Origin of the sequence: Escherichia sp. MOD1-EC7011 (assembly GCF_002965005.1) — a bacterium.
In the GTDB taxonomy this organism is placed as follows: Bacteria; Pseudomonadota; Gammaproteobacteria; order Enterobacterales; family Enterobacteriaceae; genus Escherichia; species Escherichia ruysiae.
The window spans coordinates 107322-125712 of record NZ_PTRD01000009.1 but is presented as its reverse complement, the minus strand read 5'-3'; the positions used below and the strand labels follow the sequence as shown (position 1 = coordinate 125712).

12 protein-coding genes and 3 pseudogenes are annotated in these 18391 nt (G+C 49.9%); 10 read left to right on the top strand and 5 right to left on the bottom strand.

From position 1 onward, the window contains the following. Positions 1 to 20: 20 nt before the first annotated feature. The 3 genes from glnG to glnA form a co-directional block, all read right to left on the bottom strand. Complete coding sequence (gene glnG / locus A7098_RS03760; RefSeq protein WP_024212658.1) at positions 21 to 1430, bottom strand: nitrogen regulation protein NR(I); 1410 nt, start codon at positions 1428 to 1430, stop codon at positions 21 to 23. Between the two features lie 11 nt (positions 1431 to 1441). Further along, positions 1442 to 2491 carry a nitrogen regulation protein NR(II) gene (gene glnL, locus A7098_RS03755; RefSeq protein ID WP_000190577.1) on the bottom strand — a complete coding sequence of 350 codons (1050 nt, stop codon included), beginning with the start codon at positions 2489 to 2491 and terminating at the stop codon, positions 1442 to 1444. Positions 2492 to 2809: 318 nt separating this feature from the next. Further along, positions 2810 to 4219, bottom strand: coding sequence for a glutamate--ammonia ligase (gene glnA, locus A7098_RS03745; protein ID WP_001271712.1), 1410 nt, complete (start codon positions 4217 to 4219; stop codon positions 2810 to 2812). Between the two features lie 372 nt (positions 4220 to 4591). On the opposite strand from glnA, the gene typA reads away from it, so the two are divergent. The 4 genes and pseudogenes from typA (at position 4592) to A7098_RS03720 (ending at position 9696) form a co-directional block, all read left to right on the top strand. Next, positions 4592 to 6415, top strand: coding sequence for a ribosome-dependent GTPase TypA (gene typA, locus A7098_RS03735; protein WP_085461418.1), 1824 nt, complete (start codon positions 4592 to 4594; stop codon positions 6413 to 6415). A gap of 216 nt (positions 6416 to 6631) precedes the next feature. Continuing rightward, on the top strand, positions 6632 to 7342 hold the full coding sequence (locus tag A7098_RS03730) for a GntR family transcriptional regulator (protein ID WP_000829798.1): 711 nt from the start codon (positions 6632 to 6634) through the stop codon (positions 7340 to 7342). Positions 7343 to 7349: 7 nt separating this feature from the next. Then, positions 7350 to 8330 carry a TIM barrel protein gene (locus tag A7098_RS03725; protein ID WP_000256413.1) on the top strand — a complete coding sequence of 327 codons (981 nt, stop codon included), beginning with the start codon at positions 7350 to 7352 and terminating at the stop codon, positions 8328 to 8330. A gap of 101 nt (positions 8331 to 8431) precedes the next feature. After that, positions 8432 to 9696: pseudogene (locus tag A7098_RS03720) on the top strand (MFS transporter). Between the two features lie 59 nt (positions 9697 to 9755). Here A7098_RS03720 and A7098_RS03715 read toward each other — a convergent pair. Further along, entirely contained in the window at positions 9756 to 10544 is a 789-nt protein-coding gene (locus tag A7098_RS03715; protein ID WP_000022286.1) for a DeoR/GlpR family DNA-binding transcription regulator, read from the bottom strand. A 39-nt stretch (positions 10545 to 10583) separates the two neighbouring features. Beyond that, the gene (locus A7098_RS03710) at positions 10584 to 11480 is read right to left on the bottom strand and encodes a sugar kinase (RefSeq protein ID WP_010348279.1); all 897 of its coding nucleotides are present in this window, start codon (positions 11478 to 11480) and stop codon (positions 10584 to 10586) included. 172 nt (positions 11481 to 11652) lie between these two features. Here A7098_RS03710 and yihU point away from each other — a divergent pair, with 172 nt between their 5' ends. From yihU to A7098_RS03680, 6 genes and pseudogenes are all read left to right on the top strand, one after another. Next, on the top strand, positions 11653 to 12531 hold the full coding sequence (yihU, locus tag A7098_RS03705; RefSeq protein WP_000190781.1) for a sulfolactaldehyde 3-reductase: 879 nt from the start codon (positions 11653 to 11655) through the stop codon (positions 12529 to 12531). Between the two features lie 24 nt (positions 12532 to 12555). Then, positions 12556 to 13443: an aldolase gene (locus tag A7098_RS03700; protein WP_065227994.1), complete on the top strand. Its 888-nt coding sequence runs from the start codon at positions 12556 to 12558 to the stop codon at positions 13441 to 13443. Between the two features lie 32 nt (positions 13444 to 13475). Beyond that, positions 13476 to 14486, top strand: a complete 1011-nt coding sequence (locus tag A7098_RS03695) for a Zn-dependent alcohol dehydrogenase (RefSeq protein WP_032227010.1) — start codon at positions 13476 to 13478, stop codon at positions 14484 to 14486. A 69-nt stretch (positions 14487 to 14555) separates the two neighbouring features. Next, positions 14556 to 15989, top strand: coding sequence for an MFS transporter (locus A7098_RS03690; protein ID WP_000078434.1), 1434 nt, complete (start codon positions 14556 to 14558; stop codon positions 15987 to 15989). 98 nt (positions 15990 to 16087) lie between these two features. Continuing rightward, positions 16088 to 17437: pseudogene (locus A7098_RS03685) on the top strand (MFS transporter). After that, a pseudogene (locus tag A7098_RS03680) lies at positions 17427 to 18314 on the top strand (aldose 1-epimerase). The pseudogenes A7098_RS03685 and A7098_RS03680 overlap by 11 nt, the downstream one beginning before the upstream one ends. The last annotated feature ends 77 nt before the right edge of the window (positions 18315 to 18391 follow it).

The following is an 18391-nucleotide window of genomic DNA, read 5'->3' as shown; positions in this document are numbered from 1 at the left end:
CTTTACACACCAGCCGTGAATCACTCCATCCCCAACTCTTTTAACTTACGTGTCAGGGTGTTACGTCCCCAACCAAGCAGTCGCGCTGCTTCTTGTTTATGCCCCTGCGTATGTCGCAAAGCAGTAGTTAGTAACGTCCGCTCCAGCTCTGGCTGCGCTTCAGAAAGCAGGTTTTGATGACCGGAACGCAGCGCCCGATCTGCCCATTGCGCTAACAACGTTGCCCAACTGTCCGGTTGCATAGTGGAAGGACTTTCCGGAACCGTAGATTCAAACAGTTCGCCGGGCAAATCCTGAATCAACACTTCCTGTCCGGCGGCCATCACCGTTAACCAGCGGCAGGTGTTTTCCAGTTGGCGCACGTTCCCCGGCCACGCCAGACGCGTCAAGGCGGCTTCGGTTTCCGGATGCAACAACTTCGCTTCTACGCCCAGTTCGCGCGCGGCAACCTGTAAAAAATGGCGTGCCAGGCGGGGAATATCTTCCCGACGCTCACGCAGTGGCGGCAGATGAACGCGGATAACGTTCAGGCGGTGGAAAAGATCCTCACGGAACTTGCCTTCCTGCACGCGCAGTTCCAGGTTCTGGTGAGTCGCGGCAATAATACGCACATCCACTTTCACCGGCGCATAGCCGCCAACGCGATAAAACTGACCGTCTGCCAGCACGCGCAGCAAACGCGTCTGCACATCCAGCGGCATATCGCCAATTTCGTCGAGAAATAACGTGCCGCCATCGGCCTGTTCAAAACGCCCCTGGCGAATAGTATTCGCGCCAGTAAACGCGCCTTTCTCGTGACCGAACAGTTCTGATTCGATCAAATCTTTTGGGATAGCCGCCATATTCAGCGCGATAAACGGCGCTTTGGCACGCGGACTGTGGCGATGCAGGGCATGAGCGACCAGCTCTTTACCGGTGCCGGACTCGCCGTTAATCAGCACACTAATGGAAGAACGCGAAAGCCGACCGATAATACGGAACACGTCCTGCATGGCTGGCGCTTCGCCGATGATATCGGTCGTCGGGCCGTTAAGCTGAATATTACGCGGCTGCTGCTGTTCCTGGTAATGGCTGATGGCGCGCTCAACCAGCGCCACGGCTTCGTCGATATCAAACGGTTTGGGCAGATAATCAAACGCCCCTTGTTGATAGGCGCTGACAGCGGCATCCAGATCCGAGTGCGCGGTCATAATGATGACCGGAAGCATCGGATGGCGTTGTTTAATTTGCTTGAGCAACGCCAGTCCGTCCATTCCGGGCATACGGATATCTGAAAGCAGTACATCCGGCGTTTTACTCGCCAGTGCATCCAGCACTTCGGTGCCGCTCTCAAATGTCGTGCAGGTTAGACCCGCTCCAGCGAGCGCACGTTCAAGCACCCAACGGATGGAACTATCGTCATCGACTACCCAGACTATCCCTCGTTGCATAAACGTCACCTTTATTTCCTGATAGGCAGGTAAACCGAGAACTCGGTATGACCTGGCCAACTGGTAAATTCAATTTTGCCTGAATGCTGATCAATCAAATTACGGGCAATGGATAAACCAAGCCCGGTGCCGCCTTCGCGACCGCTGACCATCGGGTAAAACAGCGTATCCTGTAAGTGAGGCGGGATACCCGGCCCGTTATCTTCCACATCGATCCGCGCTGCCAGCCGATAACGCTCACCGTGCAAGGTCAGTTGGAAAGCCGTGCGGGTACGCAGAATAATTTCGCCGCCTTCCGGCCCCAGCGCCTGTAGCGCATTACGCACAATATTCAGTAATACCTGTTCAATTTGATCCGGATCGTGCGCCAGTTCCGGCAGGCTGGGGTCGTAATCACGAATCAACCGCACGTTATCAGGCAGTTCCATCGACACCAGCGTCACCACGCGTTCAGCCACTTTGTGAATACTTTCGGTAACGCGCGTACCGGGCAGCTGCGGCCCCAACAGACGGTCGACCAGATTTCGCAGCCGGTCCGCCTGTTCGATAATCACTTTGGTATATTCCAGCAGTGACGGGTCAGGTAATGCTTTGCTGAGCAGCTGCGCCGCGCCACGTAAACCGCCAAGCGGATTTTTAATCTCATGTGCCAGGCCGCGTACCAAATCGCGGGCAGCTACCTGCTGGGCGTGCTGTAGCTGTTCCTGACTTAAGCGGCGCTGGTTATCCATTGGTGCCATCTCCAGCAGGATCATGCCGTCCGGCATACGCTGGGCCGTCACAGAAAGGATATGCGAACGCCCGTCGATGACCAGCGTCACTTCGTTATCGGTAAAACCTTGCCCCGCCTCCAGACTTTCTTGCATCAGCTCGATATTTAATGAGAAGTAGCTCAACAGTTCCGGTAACGGCGTACCAAACAATTTGCGGGAGCTTTGGGCGAGCAGTTGTTGCGCGGCGGGGTTGGCGTAATGGATCGCCAGGTTGTCATCGATTAACAAAATACTGTTAATCAGCGAGTTGAGGATCTGCCCAGCATCGGGCTGCGTGCCTGTTGCCATAAAGCAGTCTCCTGAACAGTTGCACCATTTTAGTGCATTATAGCTTTTTACGGATAAAAAGCGCGAAGCATCAGAGAATTGACGGAGAAAAAAGCCCATGCAGAGATGGGCTGAAATTTCCACGGCAACTAAAAACCAGTCCCATCAGGCTATTTTATTTGCCATTTTGAACCTGGGCAGTGCTCGAACTCCTCACGTACCGATGTACGCTCGGGGTTCTGCGCGCTGTCCGTGTTCAAACTGGCTGCAACAATTACGCCAGATGGGCCTGGTTTGAACCCCCGGCGTTGTTCGCGCCGGGTAGTACAACTTCAACTATTAGACGCTGTAGTACAGCTCAAACTCTACCGGATGCGGAGTCATACGCACGCGGTCATCTTCTTCGCGACGTAGAGCGATGTACGCATCGATCGCTTCATCCGTGAACACGCCACCGGCTTTCAGGAACTCGCGATCCAGATCCAGTTCGTTCAGTGCTTCTTCCAGAGAGCCTGCAACCTGTGGGATCTCTTTCGCTTCTTCTGGCGGCAGGTCATACAGGTTTTTGTCCATCGCTTCGCCTGGGTGGATCTTGTTCTTGATACCATCAAGACCCGCCATCAGCAGAGCAGCAAAGCACAGGTACGGGTTAGCCGCCGGATCCGGGAAACGTACTTCGATACGACGTGCTTTCGGAGACGCAACCACCGGAATACGGATAGACGCAGAACGGTTACGCGCAGAGTAAGCCAGCATAACCGGCGCTTCGTAGCCCGGAACCAGACGCTTGTAAGAGTTGGTGGTCGGGTTTGCCAGGGCGTTAATCGCTTTAGCGTGTTTGATTACGCCGCCAATGTAGTACAGCGCCTGCTCAGACAGACCTGCGTATTTATCGCCCGCGAACAGGTTAACGCCGTTTTTAGACAGCGACATGTGGCAGTGCATACCGGAGCCGTTATCACCGAACATCGGTTTTGGCATAAAGGTCGCAGTTTTACCGAAGCGGTGCGCTACGTTGTGCACAACATATTTGTAGATCTGAATTTCGTCAGCTTTTTTGGTCATGGTATTGAAGCGGGTAGCCACTTCGTTCTGACCAGCAGTCGCTACTTCGTGGTGATGGGCTTCAACCACCAGACCCATCTGTTCCATCACCAGACACATTTCAGAACGAATATCCTGAGCAGAGTCTACCGGTGGAACCGGGAAGTAACCGCCTTTCACTGCCGGACGGTGACCTTTGTTACCACCTTCGTATTGGGTGGAGGAGTTCCATGCGCCTTCGATATCGTCGATAGCAACGTGGGAACCGGAGATAGATGATCCGAAACGGATGTCATCGAACAGGAAGAATTCAGGTTCTGGCCCGAACAGTACGGTGTCGGCAATGCCAGTGGAACGCAGGTAATCTTCGGCGCGCTTCGCGATGGAGCGCGGGTCGCGGTCATAGCCTTGCAGGGTGCCAGGTTCAAGGATATCGCAACGGATAATCAGGGTAGAGTCGGCGAAGAACGGGTCAATCACTGCGGTGGATGCGTCTGGCATCAGCACCATGTCGGATTCGTTAATGCCTTTCCAGCCGCCAATCGAGGAGCCGTCAAACATTTTGCCTTCTTCGAAGAATTCAGCATTCACCTGATGAGCAGGGATAGTGACGTGCTGTTCTTTACCTTTGGTATCGGTGAAGCGCAAATCAACAAACTTCACTTCGTGCTCGTTCAGCATCGTCAGTACGTGTTCAGCGGACATACTTTAACTCTCCTGGATTGGTCATTGTCGTCGTGGTAACGAAATCTGCAATTATTTTGGCCGTGTCGCCGTAAAAAAGATAAAGCGAAATCTGTGCCAACTTTTAAATTGCCCCTAAAAGGCGTTATCATGCTTAACATCGTGCAAAAGGGCTGCACCATGATGTGAATGTTGCACCAATATAGTGCTTCAATGGAAACATTAAGCACCATATTGGTGCAATGACCTTTGGATAACCCTTTTTATGCTCCGTGAAAGCGATCACAAAGGGACTCTGCAATACTTGTTTGCGGAGGATGTTTGTGATCCTGTTTTGTAGTGCGATTAATCCGTGTACAATAACGCGCTATTTCTAATGCCTGAGGCAAAGTTGTGATCGAAAAATTGCGTAATATCGCCATCATCGCGCACGTAGACCATGGTAAAACCACCCTGGTAGACAAGCTGCTCCAACAATCCGGTACGTTCGACTCTCGTGCCGAAACTCAAGAGCGCGTGATGGACTCCAACGATTTGGAGAAAGAGCGTGGGATTACCATCCTCGCGAAAAACACCGCTATCAAATGGAATGATTACCGTATCAACATCGTTGATACCCCGGGGCACGCCGACTTCGGTGGTGAAGTTGAACGTGTAATGTCCATGGTAGACTCAGTGCTGCTGGTGGTTGACGCATTTGACGGCCCGATGCCGCAAACGCGCTTCGTAACCAAAAAAGCGTTTGCTTACGGCCTGAAGCCGATTGTTGTTATCAACAAAGTTGACCGCCCTGGCGCGCGTCCTGACTGGGTTGTGGATCAGGTATTCGACCTGTTCGTTAACCTCGACGCGACCGATGAGCAGCTGGACTTCCCGATCGTTTACGCTTCTGCGCTGAACGGCATCGCGGGTCTGGATCACGAAGATATGGCGGAAGACATGACCCCGCTGTATCAGGCAATTGTTGACCACGTTCCTGCACCGGACGTTGACCTTGACGGTCCGTTCCAGATGCAGATTTCTCAGCTCGATTACAACAGCTATGTTGGTGTTATCGGCATTGGCCGCATCAAGCGCGGTAAAGTGAAGCCGAACCAGCAGGTTACTATCATCGATAGCGAAGGCAAAACCCGTAACGCGAAAGTCGGTAAAGTGCTGGGCCACCTCGGTCTGGAGCGTATCGAAACCGATATGGCGGAAGCTGGCGATATCGTGGCGATCACGGGCCTTGGCGAACTGAACATTTCTGACACCGTTTGCGACACGCAAAACGTTGAAGCATTGCCGGCACTCTCCGTTGATGAGCCGACCGTTTCTATGTTCTTCTGCGTTAACACCTCACCGTTCTGCGGTAAAGAAGGTAAGTTCGTAACGTCTCGTCAGATCCTGGATCGTCTGAACAAAGAACTGGTACACAACGTTGCGCTGCGCGTAGAAGAAACCGAAGACGCCGATGCGTTCCGCGTTTCTGGTCGTGGCGAACTGCACCTGTCTGTTCTGATCGAAAACATGCGTCGTGAAGGTTTCGAACTGGCGGTATCCCGTCCGAAAGTTATCTTCCGTGAAATCGACGGTCGTAAACAAGAGCCGTATGAAAACGTGACTCTGGACGTTGAAGAACAGCATCAGGGTTCTGTAATGCAGGCGCTGGGCGAACGTAAAGGCGACCTGAAAAACATGAATCCAGACGGTAAAGGTCGCGTACGTCTCGACTACGTGATCCCAAGCCGTGGTCTGATTGGCTTCCGTTCTGAGTTCATGACCATGACTTCCGGTACTGGTCTGCTGTACTCCACCTTCAGCCACTACGACGACGTACGTCCGGGTGAAGTGGGTCAGCGTCAGAACGGCGTACTGATCTCTAACGGTCAGGGTAAAGCGGTCGCGTTCGCGCTGTTCGGTCTGCAGGATCGCGGTAAGCTGTTCCTCGGTCACGGTGCAGAAGTTTACGAAGGTCAGATTATCGGTATTCACAGCCGTTCTAACGACCTGACTGTAAACTGCCTGACCGGTAAGAAACTGACCAACATGCGTGCTTCCGGTACTGACGAAGCCGTTGTTCTGGTTCCACCAATCCGCATGACTCTGGAACAAGCTCTGGAGTTCATTGATGATGACGAACTGGTAGAAGTTACTCCGACCTCTATCCGTATTCGTAAACGTCACCTGACGGAAAACGATCGTCGCCGCGCTAACCGTGGCCCGAAAGAAGATTAATTTTTCTTTTTAGTCGTGAAAAACCTGCCAGAGATGGCAGGTTTTTTTTTACCTGTCGTGAGCGCACACCAATGCGAGTATCTCCCTTATAAGTCTGTGATTACGTCAATAGAGAGCTTTGTCACAATTATCTGCAAAGTCATACGCCGTTAATTGCTTTCTTTTTTGGCGTAAGCGTAAGATGCTTCATCTGGTTTAAACCAAAAGGATTAAACAATGGCGGAGAATCAATCCACCGTAGAAAATGCAAAAGAGAAACTGGATCGGTGGTTGAAAGATGGCATCACCACACCGGGTGGAAAACTCCCTTCAGAAAGAGAGCTGGGAGAACTGCTGGGCATTAAACGTATGACGCTGCGCCAGGCGTTGTTGAACCTCGAGGCAGAATCCAAAATCTTCCGTAAAGATCGTAAGGGGTGGTTCGTGACCCAGCCGCGATTTAATTACAGTCCGGAGCTGTCGGCGAGCTTTCAGCGGGCCGCAATTGAGCAAGGGCGAGAGCCTTCCTGGGGGTTTACCGAGAAAAACCGTACCAGCGATATTCCCGAGACGCTCGCGCCACTGATTGCAGTGACGCCATCAACTGAACTCTATCGCATCACCGGCTGGGGGGCGCTGGAAGGACATAAAGTTTTCTATCACGAAACATATATTAATCCTGAAGTTGCTCCGGGTTTTATTGAACAACTTGAAAACCACTCATTTTCTGCAGTCTGGGAAAAGTGCTACCAAAAAGAGACGGTAGTAAAAAAATTGATTTTCAAACCCGTCAGAATGCCGGGCGATATCAGCAAGTATCTTGGCGGTTCTGCGGGTATGCCTGCGATCTTAATTGAAAAGCATCGCGCCGACCAGCAAGGCAATATTGTCCAGATAGATATTGAATATTGGCGATTTGAGGCCGTAGACCTCATCATTAATCTGTAGGTGTTTTATGGTGACAATAAATAACGCAAGAAAGATTCTACAACGTGTCGACACTCTTCCTCTTTATTTACATGCTTATGCCTTTCATTTAAATATGCGGCTGGAAAGAGTGTTGCCTGCTGATTTACTTGATATCGCAAGTGAAAATAATCTACGTGGCGTCAAAATCCATGTTCTGGATGGCGAGCGTTTTTCTCTTGGTAATATGGACGATAAAGAACTCTCTGCCTTTGGGGATAAAGCCCGCCGTCTGAACCTTGATATTCATATTGAAACCAGTGCCTCAGATAAAAAATCTATTGACGAAGCCGTCGCCATCGCGTTGAAAACTGGGGCATCCTCCGTACGTTTTTATCCGCGTTATGAAGGTAATTTGCGCGACGTATTATCGATTATCGCTAACGACATTGCCTATGTACGGGAAACGTATCAGGACAGCGGCCTGACTTTTACGATCGAGCAGCATGAAGATTTAAAAAGTCATGAGCTGGTGTCGCTGGTCAAAGAAAGTGAGATGGAGTCTCTTTCCTTACTGTTTGATTTTGCGAACATGATCAATGCAAATGAGCATCCCATCGACGCTTTAAAAACGATGGCACCGCATATTACCCAGGTCCATATCAAAGATGCCTTGATCGTTAAAGAACAGGGTGGCCTGGGTCATAAAGCCTGTATTTCAGGTCAGGGGGATATGCCCTTCAAAGCGTTATTAACGCACCTTATCTGCCTGGGTGATGATGAGCCGCAGGTGACGGCATATGGCCTGGAAGAAGAGGTTGATTATTATGCGCCGGCGTTCCGCTTTGAAGACGAAGATGATAATCCGTGGATCCCTTATCGCCAGATGAGTGAAACACCCCTACCAGAAAATCATTTACTGGATGCGCGGTTACGTAAAGAAAAAGAAGATGCAATTAATCAGATAAATCATGTGCGTAACGTACTACAACAAATCAAACAAGAGGCAAACCATCTTCTGAACCACTAATAAGTTTTAACTCATACGCAGCTAATAAAACCATTCCATATGAATGGTCGGTATCTTATTGCCTTTAAAACAGTGATTTTAAAAATCGCTTAGGGGATGTTATGCTCACGAAAAAGAAATGGGCGTTATTTAGTCTATTAACACTGTGTGGCGGTACAATTTATAAATTACCGTCGCTGAAAGATGCGTTTTATATCCCGATGCAGGAATATTTCCATTTGACTAATGGTCAAATTGGTAATGCTATGTCGGTAAACTCATTTGTCCCACAGTGGGCTTTTTTCTGTCTATTTATTTTGCCGATAAACTACCGCGCAGATACACCATGTCACTCTCACTCATTGCGACAGGATTACTGGGTGTTTATTTGACGACAATGCCGGGGTATTGGGGCATCCTCTTTGTCTGGGCGCTATTTGGCGTTACTTGCGACATGATGAACTGGCCGGTCTTGCTCAAGTCGGTAAGTCGATTGGGCAATAGCGAACAACAAGGTCGGTTGTTTGGCTTCTTCGAAACAGGGCGTGGCATTGTCGATACCGTGGTGGCATTTTCTGCGTTGGCAGTATTTACCTGGTTTGGCAGTGGCTTATTGGGTTTTAAAGCAGGCATCTGGTTCTATTCCCTTATTGTGATTGCCGTAGGCATTATTATTTTCTTTGTCCTGAATGACAAAGAAGAGGCACCGTCCGTTGAGGTGAAAAAAGAAGACGGAGCATCGCAAAACACCAGTATGACCTCGGTGCTGAGAGACAAAACCATCTGGCTTATCGCTTTCAACGTCTTCTTCGTTTACGCGGTTTACTGTGGCCTGACATTCTTCATTCCATTCCTGAAAAACATCTATCTATTGCCCGTTGCGCTGGTGGGGGCTTACGGCATCATTAACCAATATTGTCTGAAAATGATTGGAGGACCGATTGGTGGCATGATTTCAGATAAGATCCTGAAATCGCCGAGTAAATATCTATGCTACACCTTTATCATCAGTACCGCTGCGCTCGTACTGTTGATTATGCTGCCGCACGAAAGTATGCCGGTCTATTTAGGGATGGCATGTACATTAGGCTTTGGCGCGATAGTCTTTACACAGCGAGCCGTATTTTTTGCACCTATCGGCGAAGCAAAAATTGCTGAAAATAAAACAGGCGCGGCGATGGCGTTGGGTAGCTTTATTGGTTACGCCCCGGCGATGTTCTGCTTCAGTCTGTATGGCTACATTCTGGATTTAAATCCGGGGATTATTGGCTACAAAATCGTGTTTGGCATTATGGCCTGCTTCGCATTCTGTGGTGCGGTGGTTTCCGTAATGCTGGTTAAGCGTATTAGCCAACGTAAGAAAGAGATGCTGGCGGCTGAAGCTTAATTAATGGCCGGATGTGCTTAATCCGGCCAACGAAAACCGTATCAACCGAAGTTTCAATTTCAGGATACTTCTTGCTCAGCAACCACCAGTTCAACATTCTCTTCACTTAACAACTGGCAGAAAGAATTGGGAGGCGGGGCATCAGTAAAAAAAGCCCTGACATTCCGTGCATTGCCAATTGAAACGGCAGCAGACGCGGCAAACTTCGTATGATCGGCCACTAACAATGTATTCCGCGCATGTTTAATCATCGTTCTTGCGACTAACGCTTCATTGACATCAAATTCCAGTAGGGTGCCGTCATGTTCAATGGCACCTATACTGGTGATTAAATAATCTGCGCGGAAGCCTTCAATAAAATCCACGGCTCCTGGGCCGATAATCCCGCCGTTATGAGCGCGTAAAGTGCCTCCCGGCACCATCACTTCAATATCCTGATTCTTATAAAGAATCTGTGCCACACGTAGGCTGTTAGTGATAATGCGTAAATCACGACGGTTGAGTAATGCCCTGGCAACGGCTTCTACGGTTGTACCGATGGTGATAAAGACGGTACAGCGTTCGGGAAGGTAATCGGCGACTGCCTCAGCGATCGCCCGTTTCTCGGCGGTGAGCGAAAGTTCCCGTTGCTCAAAAGCGGTATTCATGACGCTGGAGACGCGCCCGGCCCCTCCATGATGACGGGTGATCAACCCCTGCTCACTGAGTTTTCGGATATCCCGGCGCACGGTTTGCGTTGAAACATCCAGCAGTTGTGCCAGTTCTTCAATATTCATATAACCGCGTTCTGCGATTAGATGAACGAGTTGGTCATGGCGTGGATTACCTGTCACTTCGATGATACTCATGAATACTCCCTTGCCCCTCCTCGGTAGATGTTTACCATTTTACGCATAAAGTGACAAAAATGATTCGGTTTGCTCACGATTAGGAATGCCGGCCCGACCGCCAGGCTGGGTACATTTCATCGCGGCAACCGCACTGGCAAAACGAATAGCCTCTTTTGTTGGCATTTTTTCTGCCAACGCTACCGCGAGTGCGCCGTGAAAAACATCGCCTGCTCCAGTGGTATCAACCACATTGACAGAAAATGCCTCCTGTTGGCACAAATGATCATCTTCAATCCACAACGATCCTTCAGAACCCAGCGTAACATACACTTTACCTGCTGTTTGTGTCGTTGCCTGGAACAAACCTTCTTCAGGTGACTGCAGGCCAGTCATGCGTTTCAGCCCTGGTGTTGAGAACACGGCGTGATCGGCAAGCGCGACAAGTGGAGAAATATCCTGCGGTGTCATATCGGCGTCTAAAAGCGTTGTCACCCCCGCAAGGCGCGCTAGCGAGAATGCTTTTTCAGTACCGCTATGCCAGCGAACATCGGCCAGAATCAGATCATAACGAGAGAAATCGATCGCTTCTAACCATTCGGCATCAGTACCGAGATCGGGACTTGGATAATTAACGATAATCCGTTCGCCATGCTGATCAACGAGGATCGCTGATTGCGACGAACGGGCGTTAGGATATCGGCGGCAAAATGCGGTATTGACGCCCCAACCCTCAAGTTCTGCAAGTAAGGTATTTCCACAACTGTCATCGCCGACGCGACCGATGAAATCAACCTCCACGCCAAGCTTTGCGATTGCAACAGCGGCTGTTGCTGCTGGGCCGCCACCAATCTCAAGATAATGATTTGCCTGATATTTCCCGCCGCCATCCGGCAGAGTGAGCAAAGAATAAATCCTGTCCTGAACTGTGATACCCACGCATGCAATTTTGGTCATATTTGTCTTGTCCTGTTTAATTTTGTCGTCTTTAGTCAATTTAAATGACGAAAATGATCAAATTAGTGATGTGTGTCGTGTTTTTGAACATAAATTACAAATATGCTCAAAAACAGACGAAAACGAATTTTCAATTGTCATTATTTTGTCAATGTCAGACAGGAGAGTATTCATGGCAACCATTGCATTTCTCGGGCTGGGGCAGATGGGTAGCCCAATGGCTAACAATCTATTGCAAAAAGGGCATTCATTGCAGGTATTTGATGTCAATGCACAGGCCGTCGATGCGCTAGTTACGCAGGGGGCCACTGCGGCACAAACCCCAGCGGAAGCGGCAGCAGGCGCTGAATTTATCATCACTATGCTTCCCAATGGTGACATTGTTCGACAGGTTCTGTTGGGGGAAAAAGGCGTCTGTGAGGCTGTTTCATCTGACGCGTTATTGATTGATATGTCGACTATTCATCCCTTACAGACCGATGCATTAATACGGGAATTACAAGAAAAAGGCATCAGTATGATGGACGCCCCCGTGGGCAGAACGTCCGTGAATGCGATTGATGGCACATTGCTGATTTTAGCGGGTGGCACTGATGAGCAGATTGCGCGTGCACGCCCGATTCTCATGTGCATGGGTAATGAGCTGGTCGAGGCTGGTGGCCCAGGAATGGGGATCCGCGTGAAGCTAATTAACAACTATATGAGCATTGCGCTTAATGCGCTGTCCTCCGAGGCCGCTGTGTTATGTGAGTCACTGGGATTAAATCTTGATGTCGCAATTAAGGTGATGAGTGGTACGGCAGCAGGGAAAGGACATTTTACGACCACCTGGCCTGGCAAAGTGCTGAAAGGCGATCTTTCACCCGCCTTCATGGTGGATCTGGCGTTGAAAGATCTGCGTATTGCAGTTGACGTCGCTCGGGAGACGGGGGCACCGCTCAATATGGGGATTGCAGCAGAAAGTTATTACGCCGCAGCAAGTCAAGACGGCAAAGGGCGGCAGGACTGGAGCGCCCTGCTAAATCAGGTTCGCCAGCAGGCTGGTCTTTAATTTTATCTATTAACAGGAGTTTCTATGTCATCCCACTTCACCCCATTTACGCTGAAAGATATCTCCCGCCCAGGTGGTGGATTCGCCATGTTAGCTGTCGATCAGCGTGAGGCCATGCGCCTGATGTTTGCGGCAGCAGGGCAGCCCAAACCCATCGCCGACAGTGTACTCACCGATTTTAAAGTTGCCGCGACCCGAATCCTTTCTCCTTATGCTTCTGCCGTTCTGGCGGATAAACAATTTTGTCTTGAGCAAATAGTCGAGCAGGGCGCTGTTGCTAATTCTTGCGGCCTGATTGTCGCTGCCGATCTTTTTATCCCAGGTAATGGCATCCCGGTTGATAGCGTTGAAATAGATATGTCCGTCGACCCGCATAAAGCCCGTGAAATGGGGGCTAAGGCAATGAAATTACTTGTACTCTGGCGTGAAGATGAACCCGCAGAGGAACGTCTGGCAATGGTTGATAAATTTGTTCGTCGCTGCCGTAGTGCCGGACTGGTTAGCATTATTGAACCTGTGGTGCGTCCACCTCGTCGCGGTTGGGACTTTGATCGTGAAAGCGCCATTGCCGCCGCCGCCGCAGAGCTTGGTGGAACAGAGGCTGATCTTTACAAAGCCGAGATGCCATTAGGGGGCAAAGGCGATGAAAAAACCTTACTTGCCGCCTGTCAGCAACTTAACGATCAGATGAAGATGCCGTGGGTAATTCTTTCTTCTGGCGTTGATGCCGATATTTTTGGCCGTGCAGTAAGTATTGCCATGAAAGGTGGGGCGTCGGGTTTCCTGGCTGGACGAGCGGTTTGGGCGTCGGTTGTTGGTGCACAAGATCCACAAACCATGCTGCGCGATGTCTCCGTTCCACGCTTGCAACGGCTGGCTGAAATTGTCGATGAAGGTATCGCGCAACGCTAATCCCCTATGGATATCGATTCTGGAGAATAACAATGGATAAAATTACCCAGGTTTTATTTTCAGATATTGGGAAAGTCACCACTCAATATGTTGAAGTACCACACCAGGAACTTAAACCGCACGAAGTGCGGATTGCGCCTGTGTTCTATGGGATATGCGGTTCGGATCTGCATGTTCTGAAAGGCGGTCATCCGTTTGCCAAACCACCTGTCGTCCCCGGTCATGAAATTGCAGCGCGCGTTACGGAAGTTGGCAGCGACGTTAAAAATGTACAGCCGGGCGATCATGTTGTGGTCGATCCCATCATGGCTTGCATGGAATGCCGAGCCTGCAAAGCAGGACGTTTTAATCTTTGTGAACCACCGCAGGTTGCTGGTTTTCGCGCACCGGGCTTTGCTCGCTCACAACACATTGTTCCTGTGCGTAATTGCCATGTCGCACCAGCCTCTTTACCGCTAAAAGTGTTGGCCTTTGCCGAACCGGCGGCTTGTGCTCGTCACTGCGTTAACCGAATGCCGAAAGCTTCTCTGGAAAGCGTACTGGTGATTGGTGCCGGAACGATAGGCTTATCCATCGTGCAGGCACTGCGCATTATGGGGGCAGGTAAGATTACCGTGATTGAACCTGACGCTGCCAAACGCGCGCTGGCGTTAAAGCTGGGCGCAGCAGAAGTTTGGGCACCAGGTGAGCTGGCCGCAGATGTGCGATTTACGGGGGCGATTGATGTCGTTGCAGCGCAGGCCACGCTTAACGATGCATGTACCCGTGTATATGCCGGAGGCACCGTCGTGTGCATGGGCGTACCAAGTGGGCCGCGTGAAATACCATTACCGATGATGCAACGTTTCGAGCGTGACTTGCTCAACTCTGGCATGTACATCCCTGAAGATTTCGATGCTGTTATCGAATGGCTGGCGGATGGGCGGTTTGATACCAGTGAACTGGTTACCGATTTATTTGCCATTGAGGATGCAGCGGCGGCATTCGAACGCGCGCAGCAAAATGACTCCATAAAGGTCATGCTGCAATTTGCGCCGGAATGATTTTCTAAATCTCTGTCTGGCGCTGCGTCACGTCAGCGCCACCCTACAACAATTAAAAAGGACACTGCGATGAGTCAAATCACCAGTCCTGCAACTTATTCAATTAGTCGGCCACAGGACGTAATTGATATTGTTAATAAGAACTCTGCAATCAACACCAGTATCGGCGTTATTTTTATTGCTTTGGGCGGCATATTGATTGATGCCTACCAGGCGGCGATGGTGGGGTTTGGTAATAAATACATTGCCGCTCAATTCGGCATTTCGCCGGGTCTTGCTGCAACCGTCAATGCATCAGTATTAATCGCCGCGTTAATTGGCGGTTTATTAGCGAACCGAGTAATAAACCGCTTTGGGCAAAAGCGGGCATTTATTATTGGCATGGGGCTGTGCACCATCGGTGCTGCAGCGGTAGCTATTGCTCCCAGTATCTGGTGGGTGCTGGTGTGCCGCGTCATCATGGGCTTTGGTTTAGGCATCGACTTCCCTTTGGCAACCAATGCCGTGGCAGAGCTTCGTGGTTCAACGTCGAAGAAAACCGGAACGTCGGTCAACCTCTGGCAAATGGCCTGGTATGTTTCGACAACCGTTGTTTATTTGGTGCTTTTGCCGCTGCTTCTGTCGGGTATCGCTGAAGAACAATTGTGGCGTTACGGAATATTCATCGGAGCTATTTTTGCAGTCATCTTCATGATTTTGCGTTACTTCTTTATTGGTGAATCCGCAATGTGGGCCGCACGCGTCGGGCGTTACCAGGAAGCGTGCGACATTCTGGGAAAACGTTATGGTGTTCAGGCTCGCGTTGCGGCATCGGGTACAACAGAAGCGAAATTCTCGGAAAAAGCAGAGAATAAATACAGTGGTGGATATGGCATCTTATTTAATGATCGTTACCGCAAACGCACCATTCTTGGTTGTGTCGTGGCAACCATGCAGGCGTGGCAATATAACGCCGTAGGTGTTTATCTTCCTCTTACGTTGGCGGGAATAATAAGTGGCGGGCTTACTGGCGCGTTGACCGGTTCTGCCGTCGTGAATGCCCTTTGTGGGGTGACAGGCGGGATGATCGGCTCGTTTATTCTCCAGCGACTGGGTACTCGCCGACAGTCGATGTATGGATTTGCTGTTGTAACCTTAGCATTGCTGTCGTTAGGCGCACTGGCAACGACTAATCCCTGGCTGTCTTTAGGGCTATTGGGATCAATTATTTTCTTCCATTCAGCGGGTCCTGGTGGGCTGGGCATGACCATTGCCACACTCTCTTATCCTCCCGCTATTCGCCCTACTGGGGTCGGATTTGCCCGCGCTATTATGCGCACAGGGGCAATTGCAGGACTCATTTTCTGGCCGATGCTGTGGGGTACGTTGAAAACTGAAGCGTTTTATTGGTTGGCAATTGTGCCATTCCTGGGGTTCCTGACCTGCGTATTGATTAATTGGGAACCTTTGGGAGCAAATGTTGATGCTGAGGATGCAGAGGTTCTGGCTGAATTGAAGAAATAAATTAATGCGCATCGGCTTAAACCGATGCGCATTAATTCAAACTGCCCACGTTTAGTGGTTCGTATCCCGGATTTCTCGCCTACCAGGAGAGGAAAATTATGTCTGAAAAGTTACCCGCACCGCGTGAAGGGCTTTCCGGTAAAGCCATGAGACGTGTCGTTATGGGCAGTTTCGCACGCGCGTTAATGGAATGGTATGACTTCTTTATTTTTGGTACGGCAGCAGGACTGGTATTTGCACCGCTGTTTTATCCAGACAGCGATCCTTTTATAGGTCTTATAGCTTCCTTTGCGACCTTTGGTGTCGGTTTTCTGACTCGTCCTTTAGGTGGCATCGTCTTTGGTCATTTTGGCGATAAAATCGGGCGAAAAATAACACTTATCTGGACGCTGGCTATTGTCGGTTGCTCCACATTTTTGATTGGTTTTATCCCGACGTATCAGGAAATTGGCATTTGGGCACCGCTTGTATTAATGGTGCTGCGTTTGATTCAGGGCTTTGGTCTTGGTGGCGAGTACGGCGGAGCGGCATTGATGACCATAGAATCAGCGCCCGAATCCCGACGCGGATTTTTAGGTTCACTCCCGCAAACGGCTGCGTCTGTGGGTATTATGCTGGCAACCGGTATTTTTGCTCTCTGTAACCATTTTCTTACTTCGGAGCAGTTTCTCTCCTGGGGATGGCGCATTCCGTTTTGGCTTTCTGCGGTGATGTTGATCGTTGGGCTGTTTATCCGCCTGCATACCGAAGAAACGCTGGATTTTCAAAAGCAAAAAACGACGAATAATAAAGAAAAGTCCGTTCCTCCGTTGATTGAATTATTCAAAAAACATCCACGAAATATTTTATTGGCACTGGGTGCGAGGCTGGCGGAAAGTGTCTCCTCTAATATTATTAACGCCTTTGGTATTGTCTATATTTCCAGCCAATTAGCATTGTCGCGAGATATTCCCCTGACGGGTATGTTGATTGCCTCGGCGATCGGTATTTTCAGTTGTCCATTGGTTGGATGGTTATCAGATCGTATAGGTCAAAAAAGTCTGTATTTGTCGGGAGCAGGATTTTGTGTCCTGTTCGCGTTTCCTTTCTTCTTATTACTGGATAGCAAAAGTACGCTCATCATCTGGTGCAGTATGATCCTCGGCTACAACTTAGGTTCGACGATGATGTTTGCCGTGCAGCCAACACTTTTCACCCGCATGTTCGGTACCAAAGTACGATATACCGGCCTTTCTTTTGCTTATCAATTTTCCGCGATTCTTGGCGGACTAAGCCCCCTTATCGCCTCAAGTTTGCTGGCGCTAGGGGGAGGAAAACCGTAGTATGTCGCTCTGTTTTTATTTGCTGTCTCAGTTCTTTCCTTTGTTTGCGTCTGGCTGATTGAGCCGACCGATGAACAAGAAACCGCTTCTTACCGCTACATCAGGGAACAATCTCATGAAAACTGAACGAAAAAACGAGCATTACCTGGCGCTACAACAGGCGTTTGACGCGCCATGGCCTGGGCCTGTAGGAGAGTTAGTGACGCTGGAAAAAGGCAATATTCACCTGCAGATTTATCCGCATGATGGTGCCAGGATAACCTCGTTAAAGGCATTTGGTTCTGAAGTATTACGCCAATGGCAGCCGCAGCGCAGAGCTTTTCAGTATGGCTGTTTCCCAATGGTGCCGTGGGCAGGGCGACTGGGGAATGCGACGCTGAATGCTGGTGGGCAATGTTATTCTTTACCCGCCAATAAACCACCACATGCGTTGCATGGTATGGCTTGTTACTCAACGTGGGAAATCATCGACAAAACAATAGATTCCCTGACTTTACGTATGCCCCTGGCTTCACCGTGACCCTGGCAAGGGGAAGTGATTCAGACTTTTTTGCTGGAGAACGATGCGCTGGTTTTGCAACTGGAAATCCATTCACATACCGATACATTCCCGGCCTCTGCAGGCTGGCATCCGTGGTTTGCGAAAAAGCTGACTCCGCAAAATACAGAATCGTTGCAGGTGCTTTTTGATGCGGACTGGCAAGAGGAAGCGGGTAGTGATGAACTGCCAACTGGAAATCGCATCTCTCCTCAAGCTGGTCCCTGGGATGACTGTTTTGGTTTTTATGACGGGGTGAAGGTTAAGTTACTGTGGCCTGGTAAACTCACGATGACCATGACCTCTTCTGCAAACAGTCTGGTGGTATTTGATAAACAGCCCGATGCCACCTGTGTTAATCCGCTTACTCAGGCACCTAACGCAATAAATCTAACGCCGGAATTGGTGACATCAGATAAGCCGCTGGTCATCGAAACTCGTTGGCAATTTACACCTGAATCTTAACCATTCATCTATTGCGAAAAAGCCAGTGAAATTACTCTGCTTTTTCGCAATCAGCATCACAAGATTACCCTTATTGC